The organism is Paradevosia shaoguanensis (genome assembly GCF_016801025.1).
GTDB classification, from domain to species: domain Bacteria; phylum Pseudomonadota; class Alphaproteobacteria; order Rhizobiales; family Devosiaceae; genus Paradevosia; species Paradevosia shaoguanensis.
Map to the genome: position 1 here is coordinate 760,882 of NZ_CP068983.1, position 14,306 is coordinate 775,187.

Sequence of the window (14,306 nt, forward strand, 5' to 3'; positions counted from 1 at the left end):
TGCAGGGCACAGGAAGCTCGACGAATGTCGGTTGCATAACCCATTACGTAGACCTTTGTACAAGCTTCTGCTTAGCCAGCTTCCGCCGACAGTTGTACCAGTAGGTCAATGCACCCTTTTCCGTTAGGTTAGCACCTTCGATGAAGGCTTTTACCACTACCTCTTGGGGCTCATTTTCCAGCTTCGTATAGATAGCCATCGCAGCCTCGATCTTGGGTTTGCCCTGATCAATCAGAACCTTCCCCTCAGCAATAGCCGCTTCAATGGCCTCCCCGGAACCAACAGCCGCTTTGCCCTTAGCTTTTTCCGTCATATCGATCTCCTAGTGATCATGTTGACGGGGACCGGCATCCCTGCCCTGCTTGTGCAAGACAACGGCTATCTAGAGTCGAAGACCACGACTTTCCCGAGGAATTCCACCATGGGCACGCTACTGGGAGCGCATACAGTCGCCAGGAACCACTATCTGCTGGTGTATTTTTCGTGGAAATCGGCTGGAATTAATTCCGAAACTGGTGGGGTTTCCATGTCGCCTGCCCCAGCTTTTCCTAAAGACCACAGGAAGGAAAAGCCACCCGTTTCCGCGACACTTACTGCGGTTAAGCATTTGATTTTGCTTGATTTTCGCGTTGGGAAGCTGCTGCTCTACCATTGAGCTACACCCGCGACGCGCTTCTTGTGCTGGAAAAGCGCGATGGCGTCAAGATCGGGTTCGGCGGGGAATTCGCATGATGGCCGGGCGCGAAAAACGCCGAGGGTGGGCTAGATATTTCGCAGGCCGGACCGTTCGAGGCGTTCAGTCAGGTCCGCTGCCGGCGCGGCGTTCAGGGCGTGGGCATCTTCCGACGTCGGTCTACTGCGCTTCGATATCCGATGACCGGTTTCGACCTCATAGCAGTCGTTCACCCAATTCTTCCCAGGGTCAAAAAGCAGACCCTTTCAAAGCCATCAGCAGGAGCCTTGGTTTCTTTTTGGGATGACTAGAGATTTCGACAGCGCAAACGGGAAGGCAGCGGTAACGGTGGGGTGCTCAGTTGGCTCTGCCAATCAGAATCTGAAGTTAATGCCGGCCTTCACGGTTTGCAGTTTCAGACTTTCCGTTGCTGGAGCGGTCGGCATGGCAGCATCGATTGCTGTCGCAGTCCCAAAGTCAGTATAAGAGTATTCAGCCTGGACCGAAATATTTCGGGTGATAGCATATTCAAGGCCGACACCTGCGGTCCAGCCAATGCGATTGGCGGCCCGCAGATCAGGGACCGGAACGAGGCCTCCGTTGAGTACGGGAGCAAAGCGTCCGTAAGCAAGGCCAGCGTGGGCGTAGATCAAAAGGCTGTCGGTCGGAAGGAAGCCAGCACGCGCGCGAACGGTGCCGAGATACTCAAGCTTCGAGCTGTATTCCACGCCGAGGAATGGGTCTCTATAGCCCACTTCGAAGCCCGACAGGGCGATATCAGCGACCGCACCAAACACGAACGAATTGACCTGATGGTCGTAGCCAATTTGTACGCCAGCCAGGCCGGTGCTCTTATCGTTGTTTTTGATGTATGTAAGCGAGGGCGGGCCAGGAATTTCGAACACAGACCTCGACTGGCCCTGAGATGCCGCTCCAAAGACGCCAACATAGGGGCCTGTCCAGTCAAGGACGGGCTCCATACCAGCCGGCGTCGGTACAGAAACCACGCCGCGGTCCTGAGCCAAAGCTCCGGAGGTTAGCAAAGCGGCAAAAGCGGCAACAACAGCAATTTTCTTCATGACGCCCCCAAATAATCGCGCGAAATTGTCGCTAACTACATGAGTCGTCAAGAAAAAATGAAAAGCCCAACTGCCTCTCCATGCCGATAGCCGCCTGTCCGCTCCCCACCCCATTGCAGACCTCGGCTAAAAGAGAGAGCCGAATACACATCGGTTGATGGATAGAGCTGGTGGCGTAGCGGACGCGCAAGACTCCCTGCTCGCGCGCGAGCAATTCGCATGATGGCCGGGCGCGAAAAACGCCGAGGGTGGGCATCAACCGATACCGGAACTGCAACTAGCCTCTACGCTTCGACCACAGTTCGCCCGCGGTAAATGGCAGTGCGCAACTCGCCAACGTAGTGCGGCAGGTCCGGCATGGCGCTAATCGTCGCGGCAGCAACTTCCGCCTCGATGTCGTAGGGAACTCGGACGACGTTCAATGACCACGGCGTTGGCTCAGCGGAGCCGTAGGAGCCCTCCAGGATGCAGTAACATGCAAGCGGCGCGTCCAGTGGATTGCCCACGCTGCCTACATTGAACAACGTACGCCCCTCAAAACTGAGGATGTATGGTGTATGAATATCTCCATAGCCGACAATGTCCGGCTCTGACGCTGAACCAGTAAACTCGGTATTGGCGAACATGGCACGATGCTGATCACGGCTATCCGTCTCATAGACCCGATTGAAAATTCCCGCTGCGCTGGCGTGGAACAGTCGCACGCTCTTTCCGCTGATAAGAAAGTCGAAACTTCCGGGCAAGTCCGCAAGGTAGGCTAGGCGTTCTGGTCCAAGCTGACGGCGATGCCAAATGCCCGGCAGCCATGTTGGATCGCGTGCCGCAGGGATTTCCGCGTCCCAGTTCCCTTGGACCGTGACCTCGCAAACAGTCTGACAGAGGTCCACGACGGCTGCCGAACGTGGGCCTTTGCCCACCAGATCGCCAAGATTGAAAATGCGGGTAATTCCTGACGCCTGGATGTGTTCCAGCACAGCTTCCAGTGCTGTCAAGTTGCCGTGCACGTCAGAAATAATCGCGATCCGGTCATCGTCTCGTTGATGGATCACGAGCCCCTATCCTTTTTGACTTCCTAGCGCCGGATAGTATCGATGTTCCGCGATCTGACCAGCCGCCGCAGCCGATCAACATCAGCTGACCTTACGTGGCCAGTTGCCGAGCCGTGGCTCCATCCTTTTCATGAGCTGCTAGATGTTTGCCGCGTGAAGAACGACATAGCTGCCTCGCGAGCTTCACCTGTTGCATGGCCGCAGGGGCGAGCGAGCGAGATGAGGCGCAAGGCACTCATCGCACGACGATCGGATCCGTCAAGCCATTCAACCTGATCTGGTTCAACTCTGCAGTGGAGAAGACGCCGGCCTCGTAGAGCCGGATATATTCCTCGGAAACACTTGAGCCAAACATGAGGATGTCATCTGTATTGACCGTGACGATGACGCCGGCGTCGTGGAGTGTTCTGATTGGATGGTTGGCGATGCTATCGACCCGGCCAAGCATTACGTTGGACGTCGGACAGATGTTGAGCCGAATTTGATGATCCGCGAGGAAGCGCATGACCGCGGGCGATTCCGCTGCCGCAATCCCATGCTGCACTTCATCGAGCTCCAATTCTTCGACCGCCTGCCAAACATCGTCCGCGGCTCCCCATTCTCCCACATGAGCCTTCAACCGAAGGCCTTTTGCGAGGGCTGCTCTATAGATGGGCTTGAACACACCGATGGGCTGAGCCAGTTCGTCTGCGTAGAGGTCGATGCTTCGATAGGAGCCTGTCTCCAACAACGGCTCTGTCCAACTTATGAGAGCGTCGACTGGACAATGCCGAGATAGTCCCAGTTGGGCGATCCATTCGATTTCGGGTGCTACGCGCTCGTGGATTTCCCGCATGGCCTGAGTGAGTGCCAGGGCGTTCCCATTCCAAAGGGTTAGTGCCCAGGCATCTTCCCCAGCGTCAAGGCGCGTAACACCGTCGTCTTTAGCCTGCACGAATGTTGCTTCGAGTGCCAGCATTCGTCCGGTAGCGCCGGGAAAGGCCTCGCCGATCCGGTTGGCACTTGCCCATTCGTGCATCTCGTCCATGGAGGCCAAAACGCGATCGAGGGGAACAACGTCGATGCCCGTCCTCTCACGGACAAAGCTGCGGCTTCCGCCGAGAGTTGCGTGTGTATGAAGTTCGCTTTTGGGACACGCAATGAGAGCTTCGCGGTCGTGATTGGCGAGCGCGGCTTCAAATGTCATGTTTGTCCCCGCTGGCATACCGGGCCAGAACAACATCGCGGCCGCCGACGAGTCAATGACTGCTTTTTTGGGATGTTCCACGTCCTGGGCAAACAACCACATTGGGCATAGCGCTGCAGCAGCGACGCGTGACTATGGCAGTTCCCGGTCGTTCCGGTGAACCTGCAGATCCTCAAAGGTGGCCGTTAGCGGTCGGGTGGCCGGCATCAACCACCAAGGGACGACCTCAATGTTCTGGTGGATCGTAGAGCGTCATCTTGCGTGCCTGCCGCGGCAGAGGGGCGGAATAGCCGATCACGAGCCAGGCGCAGAGGCCAACCAGGCCGAGACTGCCCCGCTGGCCAGGTACGGAGCACAGACGGTCGACCCAAACCGACCGTTATTGACCGCAGCACTCATTTCAGCAAGACTTACCGAATAAACGAACATCGTTCCGCGATGATGAACGATACTTCAGGGTGCCACATTGCCGCTCAGTGTCATTCTGTCATGCGCAGGCACTGCGCCGGTGGACTGAGGTACGTCGGTTTTGGTTTAGCACAGAGGTTCAGAATGGCAGGCGCAGAACAATTCCGAGTGAGGCCTTTGGCTAATGATTTTGTGCGAGTGTACGAATCTCCAGACCCGAACAATATTTACACTTACAGCCCCGGTATAGTTGCGCTTCCGAGCGGACGTCTCGTGGCGACTTTGGATTTGAGCGGCTCTGGGATTGGAAATCTGCCCGGACCAAAACAAATCATCGAGCACGGACAGGAGTGGTTCGGAAAAGTATTCGTTTCAGATGACCAAGGCAGGACATGGACGCACAAAACGGATTTTCCGTTCATGCATGCGCGACCGTTCCTTGCCGGCCAGTCGCTATATGTCATCGGGCACTGCAACTATTTGTGCATCATGCGATCTGATGACGAGGGAGAAACCTGGAACAAGACGGCAATCCTGACGGAAAGCGAAACCTGGCATCAGGCGCCCAGCAATGTGCATTATGCCAACGGCAATGTTTACCTCGTCATGGAGCGGATAACCGCTGCCATGAACGGTTGGCCATGCAGTGTCATGGCCCCCGTTTTGATGCGAGGCAAAGTGAGCGACGACCTGACGCTAAGGGAGAATTGGACTTTCGCCTCCGAGCTGGTTTTTCGTGACGAAATTCACGACGACGATCTGAACTATTTTGGTGTTCCTTTCTTCAGCGCAGTGCGTGGTGAAAAAGTTTCTCTCACCGCAAATACAACAAGATGGCTACACCCCATAGGCTGGCTGGAAACTAACGTGGTGCAGTTCACCGACAAAGATCATTACTTTCATGATCCAGCGGGGCGCACCTTTCATTTGTGGGCTCGCGCCAATACCCATGGCACGGGCTACGCCGCAATTGCCAAGGTGGTTGAGAACGACGACGGAACCATGACCACGTCGCTGGTGAACGCGCCGTCGGGAAAGACAATGACGTTCGTTCCCTGTCCTGGCGGGCAGATGAAGTTTCACATTCTATTTGACGAAAAGCAGCGGCTGTACTGGCTGTTGAGCTCGCAATCTACCGATAGCATGACGCGAGCAGAATGCCTGCCGCCAGACCGCTACAACCTGCCAAATGGCGAGCGCCATCGCCTGCAGCTGCACTTTTCCAAGAACTGCATTGACTGGTGCTTTGCTGGCATAGTGTCGATGACGAACTCGCCTAAAGAGGCTCGACACTACGCCAGCATGGCCATAGCAGGCGATGATTTGGTGGTGTTGAGCCGGTCAGGCGATGAGCGGGCAGCAAATGCGCACAATGGAAATTTCATATCCTTTCATCGGGTAAGAGATTTCCGTGGACTCGTTTATTAGCGCGCGGCGTGCCCGCCAGAAAACTGACGGCTGCGGCCTGTGAGCATTTGCAGTCGTGGGTCGTGAGCTATCGACGTACCGAAGGCTGGCTCTGGTTGCATGCGGCCTTGATGTGACCGGGTCATGGCCGCAAAAACCGCCGCTAGCGACCTAGATATTGCGCAAGCCGGACTGCTTGAGGCGCTCGGTCAGGTCCGCGGCCTGCGCGGCATTCAGCGCATGCCGTGGGATCATCTGGAAAAGCACCGGCGAATGCATGAGAAGGATCATCGTCTCGTCGGCGCTCCAGCCATGGTATTCGCCCCAAGGGACGGTGCTCGAGGCCACGGCCGTCGCAGCGGAATAAGCTTCGCTGTTCCAGGATGCTTCGACGGGATGCTGCATGGTCTTTTGCTGGCCATAGATCTTGCGCGCCTGTCGCGGCAGAAGGGCGAAGTAGCCGATCACAAGCCAGGCGCTCAGGCCAATCAGGCCTAGCATGGCCCCGATGGCCAGGCTGCCGGGCACTGAATCGAAGCCCGCAATGGTGAAGGCCAGGATGCATGCCACGACGACGGCCGCGACGAACACCCTGATGCGGGTCGATTTGAGCCAGTAGCGGCGCATGCGCAGGCGCAAGGCGTTCGCATAGTCCTCGGCGGTGATGGTAAAGGAGACGGAGGGCGGAAGTGCGGAGGTAGCCATGGGGTCACCAGAACCGCTCAGGCGCTATCATGTCAATTGCCTTTGCCGGACACTTCCGAAAGCTGTCACGGTCGATTGGGTAGGAGTTGCACTTATGGCTGAAGCTGTCGTCAATCTTGATAGGCTGCCGCTTAAATCCGAAAACAAGGGCACCCGCTTCGCTAACGAATACGCGGAAATCGGGACGGCTCTCGGTCTCAAGGCGCTCGGCGCGAACTATCTCGTCGTTCCGCCCGGGAAGACTTCCATGCCTTTCCATCGCCATCACACCTCCGATGAAATGTTCTTCATTCTGTCGGGAGAGGGGGAATACCGGTTCGGCGATGATCGAATTCCCGTGCGGGCGGGTGATTGCCTCGGGGCTCCGGCTGCAGGGGCGGCGCATCAACTCATCAATACCGGCAGCGAGCCGCTGCGCTACCTGGCGGTGTCGAACAATACCAATGCGGAGGTGATCGAGTATCCGGACAGCGGCCGCGTCCGCGTGGATGTCGGCCTCTCGGGGTTTCATCGCTATGATGGCACCTTCAAGGAAGGCGGCAGGCTGACGCCGCTCGGCTATTGGGAGGGCGAGGACACCGATGAGTAGCTCCTTGGGCACTCGCGAGCGAAGTCAGGTGGATGTCGAAAAGCCGCGCGCCTCTTCGACCAGCTGTGTGGTCCGATGGGGACCACCAGCAGGAGGATGAACGATGTTGCCGGCAGCGATGGAAGTCGTGACGCTTTTTGTCGACGATCTGGGCAGTGCCAGGAAGTTCTATGAAGACGTGTTCGCGCCGGACGTGCTCTTCGAGGACAAGGCTGGCGCGGTCCTGCGGTTTGCGGGGATGGCGGTGAACCTCTTGCGTATCGAGAATGCGCCCGAACTGGTTGCCCCCAAGACAGTCGGCACTCCCAAGGATGGCCCCAGGGTGATGTTCACCGTGAAGGTCGAGGACTGCCGAACAGCTCATGCTGAGCTGGTCGCAAAGGGTGTTGCGTTTCTCAATGGGCCGATTGATCGTCCTTGGGGCCGCCGTACTGCGGCTTTCGCAGATCCCTCAGGCAATGTGTGGGAAATCGCGGAGGAGCTTTGATAGCCAGCTTCCCGAAGGACCTAGAGGTGAAAATGGCCGGAGGATTCCGGTTGGTAGATCACCCGCTCGATCAGAATGCGCCGCGTGCGATCCGAGACCATCCAGTCGATGGCGTCGCCTTCCTGATAGCCGAGGATTGCGGCGCCCACGTCGGACAGGACCGAGAGTTTCCCGGAGCGTTCGTCGGCGTCTTCAGGATAGACGAGGGCCACTTCCTTTTCCTCGTCGTCCAGCTGCAGCGCGACCCTGGAATTCATGGTCACGACATCCGGCGCGACCTGCTGGGGATCGACGACAATGGCTCTTTCGATCTCGTGCTCAAGGTCGACAAGTGCCGGCCCTTGCTCGAACTCGATCAGGCTCTGGAGGCGGGCCTTGTCCATCTCCGTGATGTAGATGTCGGCAGAAGTTGCCATGACTCCTTCACGGAGAAGGCGCAGATACCGACCTGAGGTCATATGCAGCGACTGGAGCGTCGGCGTTTCGCCCTTGAGCAGAAAACCGCAGCGCTGAAAAGCCTTCAGCGAGCGCGTGTTGTCCGGGTGAATCTTGGCGATGACGGTCTCGGCGCGCATGTCGAGGAAGGCGAGCTTCAGGCCTTCACGGATCGTGCTTGCGCCGAGCCTGCGACCCCAGGTGTCATGATCTCCGATGACGAGAACGATTTCACAATCAGGTCCCGTCTTGACCAGGCGGACGAAGCCGACGGGGCAGTCGTTTCGATCGTAGGCCATGAAGAAGCGGCCACCCTGGTTGAACAGGTGCGTCAGGATCGGCATCTGAGTTCGGTCTATGGCCTGCGCGATGAACCCGGATACGCTGCGTGAATCGCTCAGGTAGCGGGTGACTCGCTCATCTTCCAGCCAGTCCATCAGGATCAGTGCGTGTGACCGGGTGATCTCCGGACGCAACGAAACAAAAGGCTTGTTCATCTTCGCTACCTTGGTCGCTAGAATGAAAGCCTGTCACGGTCGGTGCCGTGCTGGTTCTTTCGCAAAAGCGCATCTTAGCAACGATCCGACCGTGAAGGCCAGCGGAGGAGCGCGGTCGGCGCAGATGGTGCTGTGGCTTGCAGCTCCAACATAGCAAGATCGGACGAGCGAGGCTGGGGTCGTCGGGCGCATAGATGGCGTGCCACGAAGGGAATGCGATGACCGCCGCACAACGAAATTACCAGGCTCGGATGCAACGGGTCCTGGACTATGTCGACACTCATCTCGATGATGAGCTGGATCTGGCGACGCTCAGCCAGGTTGCGGCCTTTTCGAAGTTCCACTTCCACCGGCAGTTCTCGGCAACCTTCGGGTTGTCGGTGCATCGCTATGTTCAGCTGGCTCGCCTGAAACGCGCGTCGCAGGCCCTCGCCTGCGGCGGAACGCCCAGCGTCACGTCCATAGCGATGGATGCCGGATATGACGCACCGGATGCGTTTGCCCGCGCCTTTCGGCAACGGCTTGCGCAATCGCCTTCGGCTTTCAGGAAATCACCTGACTGGTCTTCGTGGCTTTCGGCCTTCGGGCCCCTGGACAATGCGAGAGACAAAGTCATGCAGATCATTTTCGAAAAGAACGACGTCGCGATACTCAATATGCCGGACATTCCGGTGGCCATCCTGGCCCACCGGGGCGACCGCGCGAAATTCCGGGAAAGCGCGGACCGCTTCAGGGCATGGTGCAAGGCGGCCGGGCTATCGCCCGAAACCGAGCGGTCGAGCTTCATGGTGTTCCGCTCAGAACGGGAGCCGGCAGCGCCCGAGGATTACAGCGTGGACCTTTGCGTCGGCACCGACCGGTCCATCGGGACAGAAGATTCACCGATGAAGGCGGGCACCATTCCAGGGGGACGCTGCGCGGTGCTGCGCTATCCGGGCAATAGCACCAACCTCGAACCCGCTGCCTTGTACCTCTATCGCGAATGGCTTCCGCAAAGCGGGGAAGAGGCACGCGATTTCCCGATCCACGCGCGACGGCAACTCGCTCCGGTGGCCAACGTGCAGGCCTACGAGGTCGTCGTGGACCTGTTTCTGCCGCTGAAATAGAGAGCTGACCAGGCGCGTCAGCGCCTGGTCAGCTCCATTTAGACGGCGAGATGCCTAGTTGTAGGTGAAAGAGCCGATCTCGCAGACGTTCACGTTGCTCTTGTCGAGGACGTCGCCGTCTTCAAATACTGCGCGAAAGTCATACTTGCAGTAGCCCGTCCCGTCGTCGACGTTGATGACCACCGACGATCCGGACGGGAGCACGTCGCGGCCCAGGATGTCTTCCTCCCAGGAATCCTGGCCGACGGATGAAGCGTAGAACTGCTCGATCGTGTATCCGGTGTTGTTGATGATCTTTACCCGTCTGTCGATGGCGTTTGCGCCTGTGGCCGTCAACAAAACGACCTGGGCTATCGCCATTGACCATACTGCTATCCGCAGCCCCCTCATATTCGCTCCTATACTGCGCTTTGACTATGATCGCCGCAGGAGGAAAATTAGCGAAAACCTGGTGGCCAGGCTATTCTGTAGACTAGCAGAACGGGTAGAGAATTCAGGCTATATCCGGTTCGGATGGCGTACTCTTCAAGACGAAAAGCTTGGCCCTTGCGTCGCCTATTCTTGTTCAATTTCCGATACGGCGGGCGAAAAGGCGTCGATGATGCCGACAGGCAATGCATGCCGGCATCATCTCATCTGCCTTACGCGGCCTTAGCGCCGTTCTTGAGCGAAGCCATGTCGATGACGAAGCGGTATTTCACGTCGCCTTTGAGCATGCGTTCGTAGGCGTCGTTGATGGATTGGATGTCGATGGTTTCGATGTCCGAGACGATGCCGTGCTCGGCGCAGAAATCGAGCATTTCCTGGGTTTCCCTGATGCCGCCGATCGTGGAGGCGGCCAGGGTCAGGCGGTTGCCGATCATGCGGCCGACCTTGATGGGATCGTGCGGGGTCGAGGGCAGGCCGACAAGGACCTGGGCGCCATCGCGCTTGAGGAGCGCCATGTAGAGGTCGAGGTCGTGCGGGGCCGAGACGGTGTTGATGATGAGGTCGAAGCTGCGCTTGTGGCGAGCCATGGCCTCCTTGTCGGTGGAGATTACCGCTTCATGGGCGCCGAGCTTCTGTGCATCGGCGACCTTTGAAGGCGAGGTGGTGAACATCACGACCTCGGCACCCAGCGCCTTGGCGAGCTTGACGCCCATATGGCCGAGGCCGCCCAGGCCGACGATGCCGACCTTCTTGCCAGGGCCGGCGCCCCAGTGGACGAGCGGGGACCACAGGGTAATGCCGGCGCAGAGCAGCGGGGCGGCGGCATCGAGCGGGAGCCTGTTGGAGATCGAGAGGACGAAATCCTGATCGACGACGATCTCGGAGGTGTAACCGCCGAAGGTGTGGCCGCCCAGATGCTTGTCGGGGGCGTTGTAGGTGCCGATATTGCCGGCCTCGCAATATTGCTCGAGGCCTTCGCGGCACGAAGCGCATTCGCGGCAGGAATCGACCATGCAGCCGACGCCGACCGTATCGCCGACCTTGAATTTTTCGACCTTGTCGCCGACGGCGATGACCTTACCGACGATCTCATGGCCGGGAATAGCGGGGAATTTCACGCCGCCCCATTCGCCGCGCGCCGTATGCAGATCCGAGTGGCAGACGCCGCAATAGACGATATCGATGCGCACGTCGGTCGGGCCGGGATCGCGGCGGGTGATGGTGAGGGGCACGAGCGGGGTCGTGGCCGACTTGGCGCCATAGGCCAATGCATGCGGCATGACTTTCTCCCTGTAACTGCTGGTTCGGATGGAAGCCCGGTTGTGGAGCGTCGGAGGACGCGACCCGGGCAGAGGAAGCATAGCCATCGGTAGATGACGATCAAGGGATATGATGGGGGGTGCGTCGCTGCGGAAGCGAATTGCGCGTCCATAGCGGCCCGGCCTTCGCCGGGGGACGCTACTTCCGTGGCACCCTACACCGCCGGATAGGGCCGGAAGTGCTTGGAGAGCTTGAGGGTCTGGGCCTGGTAGTTCGAGCCAAGACCAGCGCCGTAGAGGCGATCGGGGGACTCGGCGAGGCGTTCGTAGACGAGGCGGCCGATGGTCTGGCCGTGGCCGAGGAGGAACGGGACCTCGCGGCTGCGGACTTCGAGGACGGCGCGGCTGCCGGTACCGCCGGCGGCAGAGTGGCCGAAGCCGGGATCGAAGAAGCCGGCGTAGTGCACGCGGAATTCACCGACCAAGGGATCGAAGGGCACCATTTCCGCGGCGAAATCGGGCGGCACGTGCACGGATTCGCGGCTGACGAGGATGTAGAACTCGTCGGGATCGAGGATGAATTCATCGGAGCCGCGATTGATAAGCGGCTCCCAGAAGTCGAGCACGTCGAGGGCGTCCTTCTTGTCCACATCGATGACGGCGGTGTGGCGCTTGGAGCGGAAGCCGATGAGGCCGTTGCGCTCGGCACCCTTGAGGTCGATGGAAAGGGCCACGCCCTCCCCCACTTCCTCGTTGGCATCGAAGACGAGGGTTTCGGCGGCGTGGAGCGCCTTGTGCTCGGCGACCGACAGGCGCGTCTCGCCGGAACGGAAGCGCATCTGGGAGAGGCGCGAGCCGGTGCGGACGCGGACCGGGAAGGTGCGCGGGCTGATTTCGAGGAAGAGCGGGCCGGAATAGCCCGCGGGCAGGATATCGAAGCCGCGGGCGCGATCGCCGATGACGCGGGTGAAGACGTCGAGGCGGCCGGTCGAGCTCTTGGGATTGGCGGCAGCGCTGACCTCGGCCGGCAGGTCCAGCGTTTCGAGCAGCGGGACCAGGTAGACGCAATTGCGTTCGAGCACGGCGCCATCGGTGAGGTCGAGCTCGTGGAGGGTCAGCTCGGCAATCCGCTCGGCAACAGTATGGTCGGGACCGGGCAGGAAGCTGGAGCGGACGCGGTAGGCGACTTCGCCCAGGCGCAGATCGAGGCTGGCAGGCTGGACCTGATCGGCATCGAACGGGCGCGCAAGCGTAATGGCGCCCTGGGCGGCAAGCTCTTCGATGAGGCGGGCGGTGAAGATGCCCTGTGGCCAGCTTTGTTGGTTGGTCATTGGTTCCCGCCTGCAGATGCCGGGTTTTCCCGGTGTGGAGGATGTGGATACCCCCCTAGCGGGCCTTGTCGCAAGGGGGGAGGCGGGAATGAGTGGTGGGTTGAGGGAGTGGAGCACGTGCTACCTCCACCCCTGTCCCCTCCCCACAAGGGGGAGGGAGACCTGCCGGCGCGATCGCATTCCATACCCCGCGCGCTGTTGCCGCGCCTGGGCAATGCGCAATTGACGCATGCGTTCAACAGGCATAACACAACCGGCGCGGTGGTGATTTGGCCGGTCTGATTGCAGCCACCTAAAACAAGTTGCTAAAGGAACCGTAGGGAGCTGGCCACTCGCGCCGGCTCTTTTTATTTTGTCGGGACTATTGCCATGAGCAAGCAGGACAACCCCCTCTTCGACCCCAAGAACCGCTCCGCCGAAACCGCACTCGTTCATGGCGGTATCGAGCGCAGCCAGTTCAACGAGACGTCCGAAGCCATCTACATGACATCCGGATACACCTATCCGGAATCCGCCTATGCCGAGAAGCTCTTCAAGGGCGAGATCGTCGGACACAATTACTCGCGCTTCTCCAACCCAACCGTCGACACGTTCCAGAAGCGCATGGCGCTGCTCGAAGGCGCCGAGGATGCGCGGGCGCTGGCGACCGGCATGGCGGCGGTGACGACCGCGGTGCAGAGCCAGGTGCGCGCCGGCGACCATATCGTCGCGTCGCGCGCGCTTTTCGGCGGCTGCCGGTTCGTGGTGGAAGACTTCATGCCGCGCTGGGGCGTGACCTCGACGCTGGTCGATGGACGGGATCCCGAGAACTTCCTCAAGGCCATGCGGCCGAACACCAAGGTGGTGTTCATCGAGACGCCGACCAATCCGACGCTTGAACTGGTCGACATCGAGGCCGTGGCCAAGATTGCCCATGCGGGCGGAGCCAAGCTCATTGTCGACAACGTCTTTGCCACCTCGCTCTGGCAGAGCCCGCTCAAGCTCGGCGCGGATCTGGTGACCTATTCGGCCACCAAGCATATCGACGGCCAGGGTCGGGCGCTGGGCGGGGTGATCCTGGGCAGCAAGGAACTGATCACGGGCGACGTCCACACGTTCATCCGCCAGACGGGACCGTCGATCAGCCCGTTCAATGCCTGGATCATGCTCAAGGGCCTCGAGACGCTGCCGCTGCGCGTGCGGCACATGACGGAGAGCGCAGCCAGGATCGCCGATTTCCTGGGTGATCACTCCAAGGTCAACCGCGTGATCTATCCGCACCACAAGAGCCACCCGCAATACGAACTGGCCAAGCGCCAGATGCAGGCAGGCTCGACGCTCGTGGCATTCGAGGTCAAGGGTGGTCAGGAAGCGGCGTTCAAGCTGGCGGATTCGCTGGCGGTGATCCTGATCTCGAACAATCTGGGCGACGCCAAGTCGATCATCACCCACCCGCGCACGACGACCCACCAGCGACTGACCGAGGAAATCCGGCTTGAAAGCGGGATTACTCCGGGCGTGCTGCGCATCTCGGTGGGGCTGGAGAATGCGGACGACCTGATCAAGGACCTGGCTTACGGGCTGGACCAGATCTAGGCCTTTGGACAGAGGCTCGGGGTCCTGCGCCCCGGGCTTCCTCACTCCTCTGCGCCGCCAAGAAGACTTGCCGGCGAAAGCCGTTCGCGAA

The 14,306-nt window shown here is 59.6% G+C and carries 15 protein-coding genes and 1 riboswitch; of the genes, 6 read left to right on the forward strand and 9 right to left on the reverse strand.

Features of this window, described 5'->3' with window-relative positions; all coding sequences use genetic code 11:
* Window positions 1–43: 43 nt before the first annotated feature.
* Window positions 44–313: a hypothetical protein gene (locus JNE37_RS03540; protein WP_203065327.1), complete on the reverse strand. Its 270-nt coding sequence runs from the start codon at window positions 311–313 to the stop codon at window positions 44–46.
* Window positions 314–421: 108 nt separating this feature from the next.
* Here JNE37_RS03540 and JNE37_RS03545 point away from each other — a divergent pair, with 108 nt between their 5' ends.
* Entirely contained in the window at window positions 422–655 is a 234-nt protein-coding gene (locus JNE37_RS03545; RefSeq protein ID WP_203065328.1) for a hypothetical protein, read from the forward strand.
* A gap of 392 nt (window positions 656–1,047) precedes the next feature.
* On the opposite strand, the gene JNE37_RS03550 is transcribed toward JNE37_RS03545, so the two are convergent.
* The 3 genes from JNE37_RS03550 to JNE37_RS03560 form a co-directional block, all read right to left on the reverse strand.
* Window positions 1,048–1,752 (reverse strand): outer membrane protein, encoded by a 705-nt coding sequence (locus JNE37_RS03550; protein WP_203065329.1) that lies wholly within the window; start codon window positions 1,750–1,752, stop codon window positions 1,048–1,050.
* A 284-nt stretch (window positions 1,753–2,036) separates the two neighbouring features.
* Window positions 2,037–2,801 carry a metallophosphoesterase family protein gene (locus JNE37_RS03555; RefSeq protein ID WP_203065330.1) on the reverse strand — a complete coding sequence of 255 codons (765 nt, stop codon included), beginning with the start codon at window positions 2,799–2,801 and terminating at the stop codon, window positions 2,037–2,039.
* Between the two features lie 235 nt (window positions 2,802–3,036).
* The gene (locus JNE37_RS03560; protein WP_203065331.1) at window positions 3,037–3,987 is read right to left on the reverse strand and encodes an amidohydrolase family protein; all 951 of its coding nucleotides are present in this window, start codon (window positions 3,985–3,987) and stop codon (window positions 3,037–3,039) included.
* Between the two features lie 552 nt (window positions 3,988–4,539).
* Between JNE37_RS03560 and JNE37_RS03565 the strand changes: the two genes are divergently transcribed.
* Window positions 4,540–5,823, forward strand: coding sequence for a sialidase family protein (locus JNE37_RS03565; RefSeq protein ID WP_203065332.1), 1,284 nt, complete (start codon window positions 4,540–4,542; stop codon window positions 5,821–5,823).
* A 150-nt stretch (window positions 5,824–5,973) separates the two neighbouring features.
* On the opposite strand, the gene JNE37_RS03570 is transcribed toward JNE37_RS03565, so the two are convergent.
* The gene (locus JNE37_RS03570) at window positions 5,974–6,507 is read right to left on the reverse strand and encodes a YcxB family protein (RefSeq protein WP_203065333.1); all 534 of its coding nucleotides are present in this window, start codon (window positions 6,505–6,507) and stop codon (window positions 5,974–5,976) included.
* A 94-nt stretch (window positions 6,508–6,601) separates the two neighbouring features.
* Here JNE37_RS03570 and JNE37_RS03575 point away from each other — a divergent pair, with 94 nt between their 5' ends.
* Window positions 6,602–7,096, forward strand: coding sequence for a cupin domain-containing protein (locus tag JNE37_RS03575; protein ID WP_203065334.1), 495 nt, complete (start codon window positions 6,602–6,604; stop codon window positions 7,094–7,096).
* Between the two features lie 103 nt (window positions 7,097–7,199).
* The gene (locus JNE37_RS03580; protein WP_203065335.1) at window positions 7,200–7,583 is read left to right on the forward strand and encodes a VOC family protein; all 384 of its coding nucleotides are present in this window, start codon (window positions 7,200–7,202) and stop codon (window positions 7,581–7,583) included.
* A 20-nt stretch (window positions 7,584–7,603) separates the two neighbouring features.
* Here JNE37_RS03580 and JNE37_RS03585 read toward each other — a convergent pair whose 3' ends face one another.
* Window positions 7,604–8,515, reverse strand: a complete 912-nt coding sequence (locus JNE37_RS03585) for a bifunctional GNAT family N-acetyltransferase/nucleoside diphosphate kinase regulator (protein ID WP_203065336.1) — start codon at window positions 8,513–8,515, stop codon at window positions 7,604–7,606.
* 218 nt (window positions 8,516–8,733) lie between these two features.
* On the opposite strand from JNE37_RS03585, the gene JNE37_RS03590 reads away from it, so the two are divergent.
* A complete protein-coding gene (locus JNE37_RS03590) occupies window positions 8,734–9,621 on the forward strand; it encodes an AraC family transcriptional regulator (protein ID WP_203065337.1) in 888 nt (295 codons plus the stop codon).
* A gap of 54 nt (window positions 9,622–9,675) precedes the next feature.
* On the opposite strand, the gene JNE37_RS03595 is transcribed toward JNE37_RS03590, so the two are convergent.
* The 3 genes from JNE37_RS03595 to JNE37_RS03605 all read right to left on the reverse strand — a co-directional run bounded on the left by JNE37_RS03595 (window position 9,676) and on the right by JNE37_RS03605 (window position 12,640).
* Window positions 9,676–9,981 carry a hypothetical protein gene (locus tag JNE37_RS03595; protein ID WP_246513489.1) on the reverse strand — a complete coding sequence of 102 codons (306 nt, stop codon included), beginning with the start codon at window positions 9,979–9,981 and terminating at the stop codon, window positions 9,676–9,678.
* 281 nt (window positions 9,982–10,262) lie between these two features.
* Window positions 10,263–11,330: an NAD(P)-dependent alcohol dehydrogenase gene (locus tag JNE37_RS03600; RefSeq protein WP_203065338.1), complete on the reverse strand. Its 1,068-nt coding sequence runs from the start codon at window positions 11,328–11,330 to the stop codon at window positions 10,263–10,265.
* Between the two features lie 194 nt (window positions 11,331–11,524).
* On the reverse strand, window positions 11,525–12,640 hold the full coding sequence (locus tag JNE37_RS03605) for a 2'-deoxycytidine 5'-triphosphate deaminase (protein WP_182398177.1): 1,116 nt from the start codon (window positions 12,638–12,640) through the stop codon (window positions 11,525–11,527).
* A 251-nt stretch (window positions 12,641–12,891) separates the two neighbouring features.
* A riboswitch (SAM riboswitch) is annotated at window positions 12,892–12,970 on the forward strand.
* A gap of 39 nt (window positions 12,971–13,009) precedes the next feature.
* On the opposite strand from JNE37_RS03605, the gene metZ reads away from it, so the two are divergent.
* Window positions 13,010–14,215 carry an O-succinylhomoserine sulfhydrylase gene (gene metZ / locus JNE37_RS03610; RefSeq protein ID WP_203065339.1) on the forward strand — a complete coding sequence of 402 codons (1,206 nt, stop codon included), beginning with the start codon at window positions 13,010–13,012 and terminating at the stop codon, window positions 14,213–14,215.
* The last annotated feature ends 91 nt before the right edge of the window (window positions 14,216–14,306 follow it).

Coding starts and splice junctions, on each gene's coding strand:
- JNE37_RS03600 (WP_203065338.1), bottom strand. CDS start 11,330: ATGCCGCATGCATTGGCCTATGGCGCCAAGTCGGCCACGACCCCGCTC.
- JNE37_RS03560 (WP_203065331.1), bottom strand. CDS start 3,987: ATGACATTTGAAGCCGCGCTCGCCAATCACGACCGCGAAGCTCTCATT.
- metZ (WP_203065339.1), top strand. CDS start 13,010: ATGAGCAAGCAGGACAACCCCCTCTTCGACCCCAAGAACCGCTCCGCC.
- JNE37_RS03590 (WP_203065337.1), top strand. CDS start 8,734: ATGACCGCCGCACAACGAAATTACCAGGCTCGGATGCAACGGGTCCTG.
- JNE37_RS03565 (WP_203065332.1), top strand. CDS start 4,540: ATGGCAGGCGCAGAACAATTCCGAGTGAGGCCTTTGGCTAATGATTTT.
- JNE37_RS03575 (WP_203065334.1), top strand. CDS start 6,602: ATGGCTGAAGCTGTCGTCAATCTTGATAGGCTGCCGCTTAAATCCGAA.
- JNE37_RS03550 (WP_203065329.1), bottom strand. CDS start 1,752: ATGAAGAAAATTGCTGTTGTTGCCGCTTTTGCCGCTTTGCTAACCTCC.
- JNE37_RS03580 (WP_203065335.1), top strand. CDS start 7,200: ATGTTGCCGGCAGCGATGGAAGTCGTGACGCTTTTTGTCGACGATCTG.
- JNE37_RS03540 (WP_203065327.1), bottom strand. CDS start 313: ATGACGGAAAAAGCTAAGGGCAAAGCGGCTGTTGGTTCCGGGGAGGCC.
- JNE37_RS03595 (WP_246513489.1), bottom strand. CDS start 9,981: ATGGCGATAGCCCAGGTCGTTTTGTTGACGGCCACAGGCGCAAACGCC.
- JNE37_RS03585 (WP_203065336.1), bottom strand. CDS start 8,515: ATGAACAAGCCTTTTGTTTCGTTGCGTCCGGAGATCACCCGGTCACAC.
- JNE37_RS03605 (WP_182398177.1), bottom strand. CDS start 12,640: ATGACCAACCAACAAAGCTGGCCACAGGGCATCTTCACCGCCCGCCTC.
- JNE37_RS03545 (WP_203065328.1), top strand. CDS start 422: ATGGGCACGCTACTGGGAGCGCATACAGTCGCCAGGAACCACTATCTG.
- JNE37_RS03570 (WP_203065333.1), bottom strand. CDS start 6,507: ATGGCTACCTCCGCACTTCCGCCCTCCGTCTCCTTTACCATCACCGCC.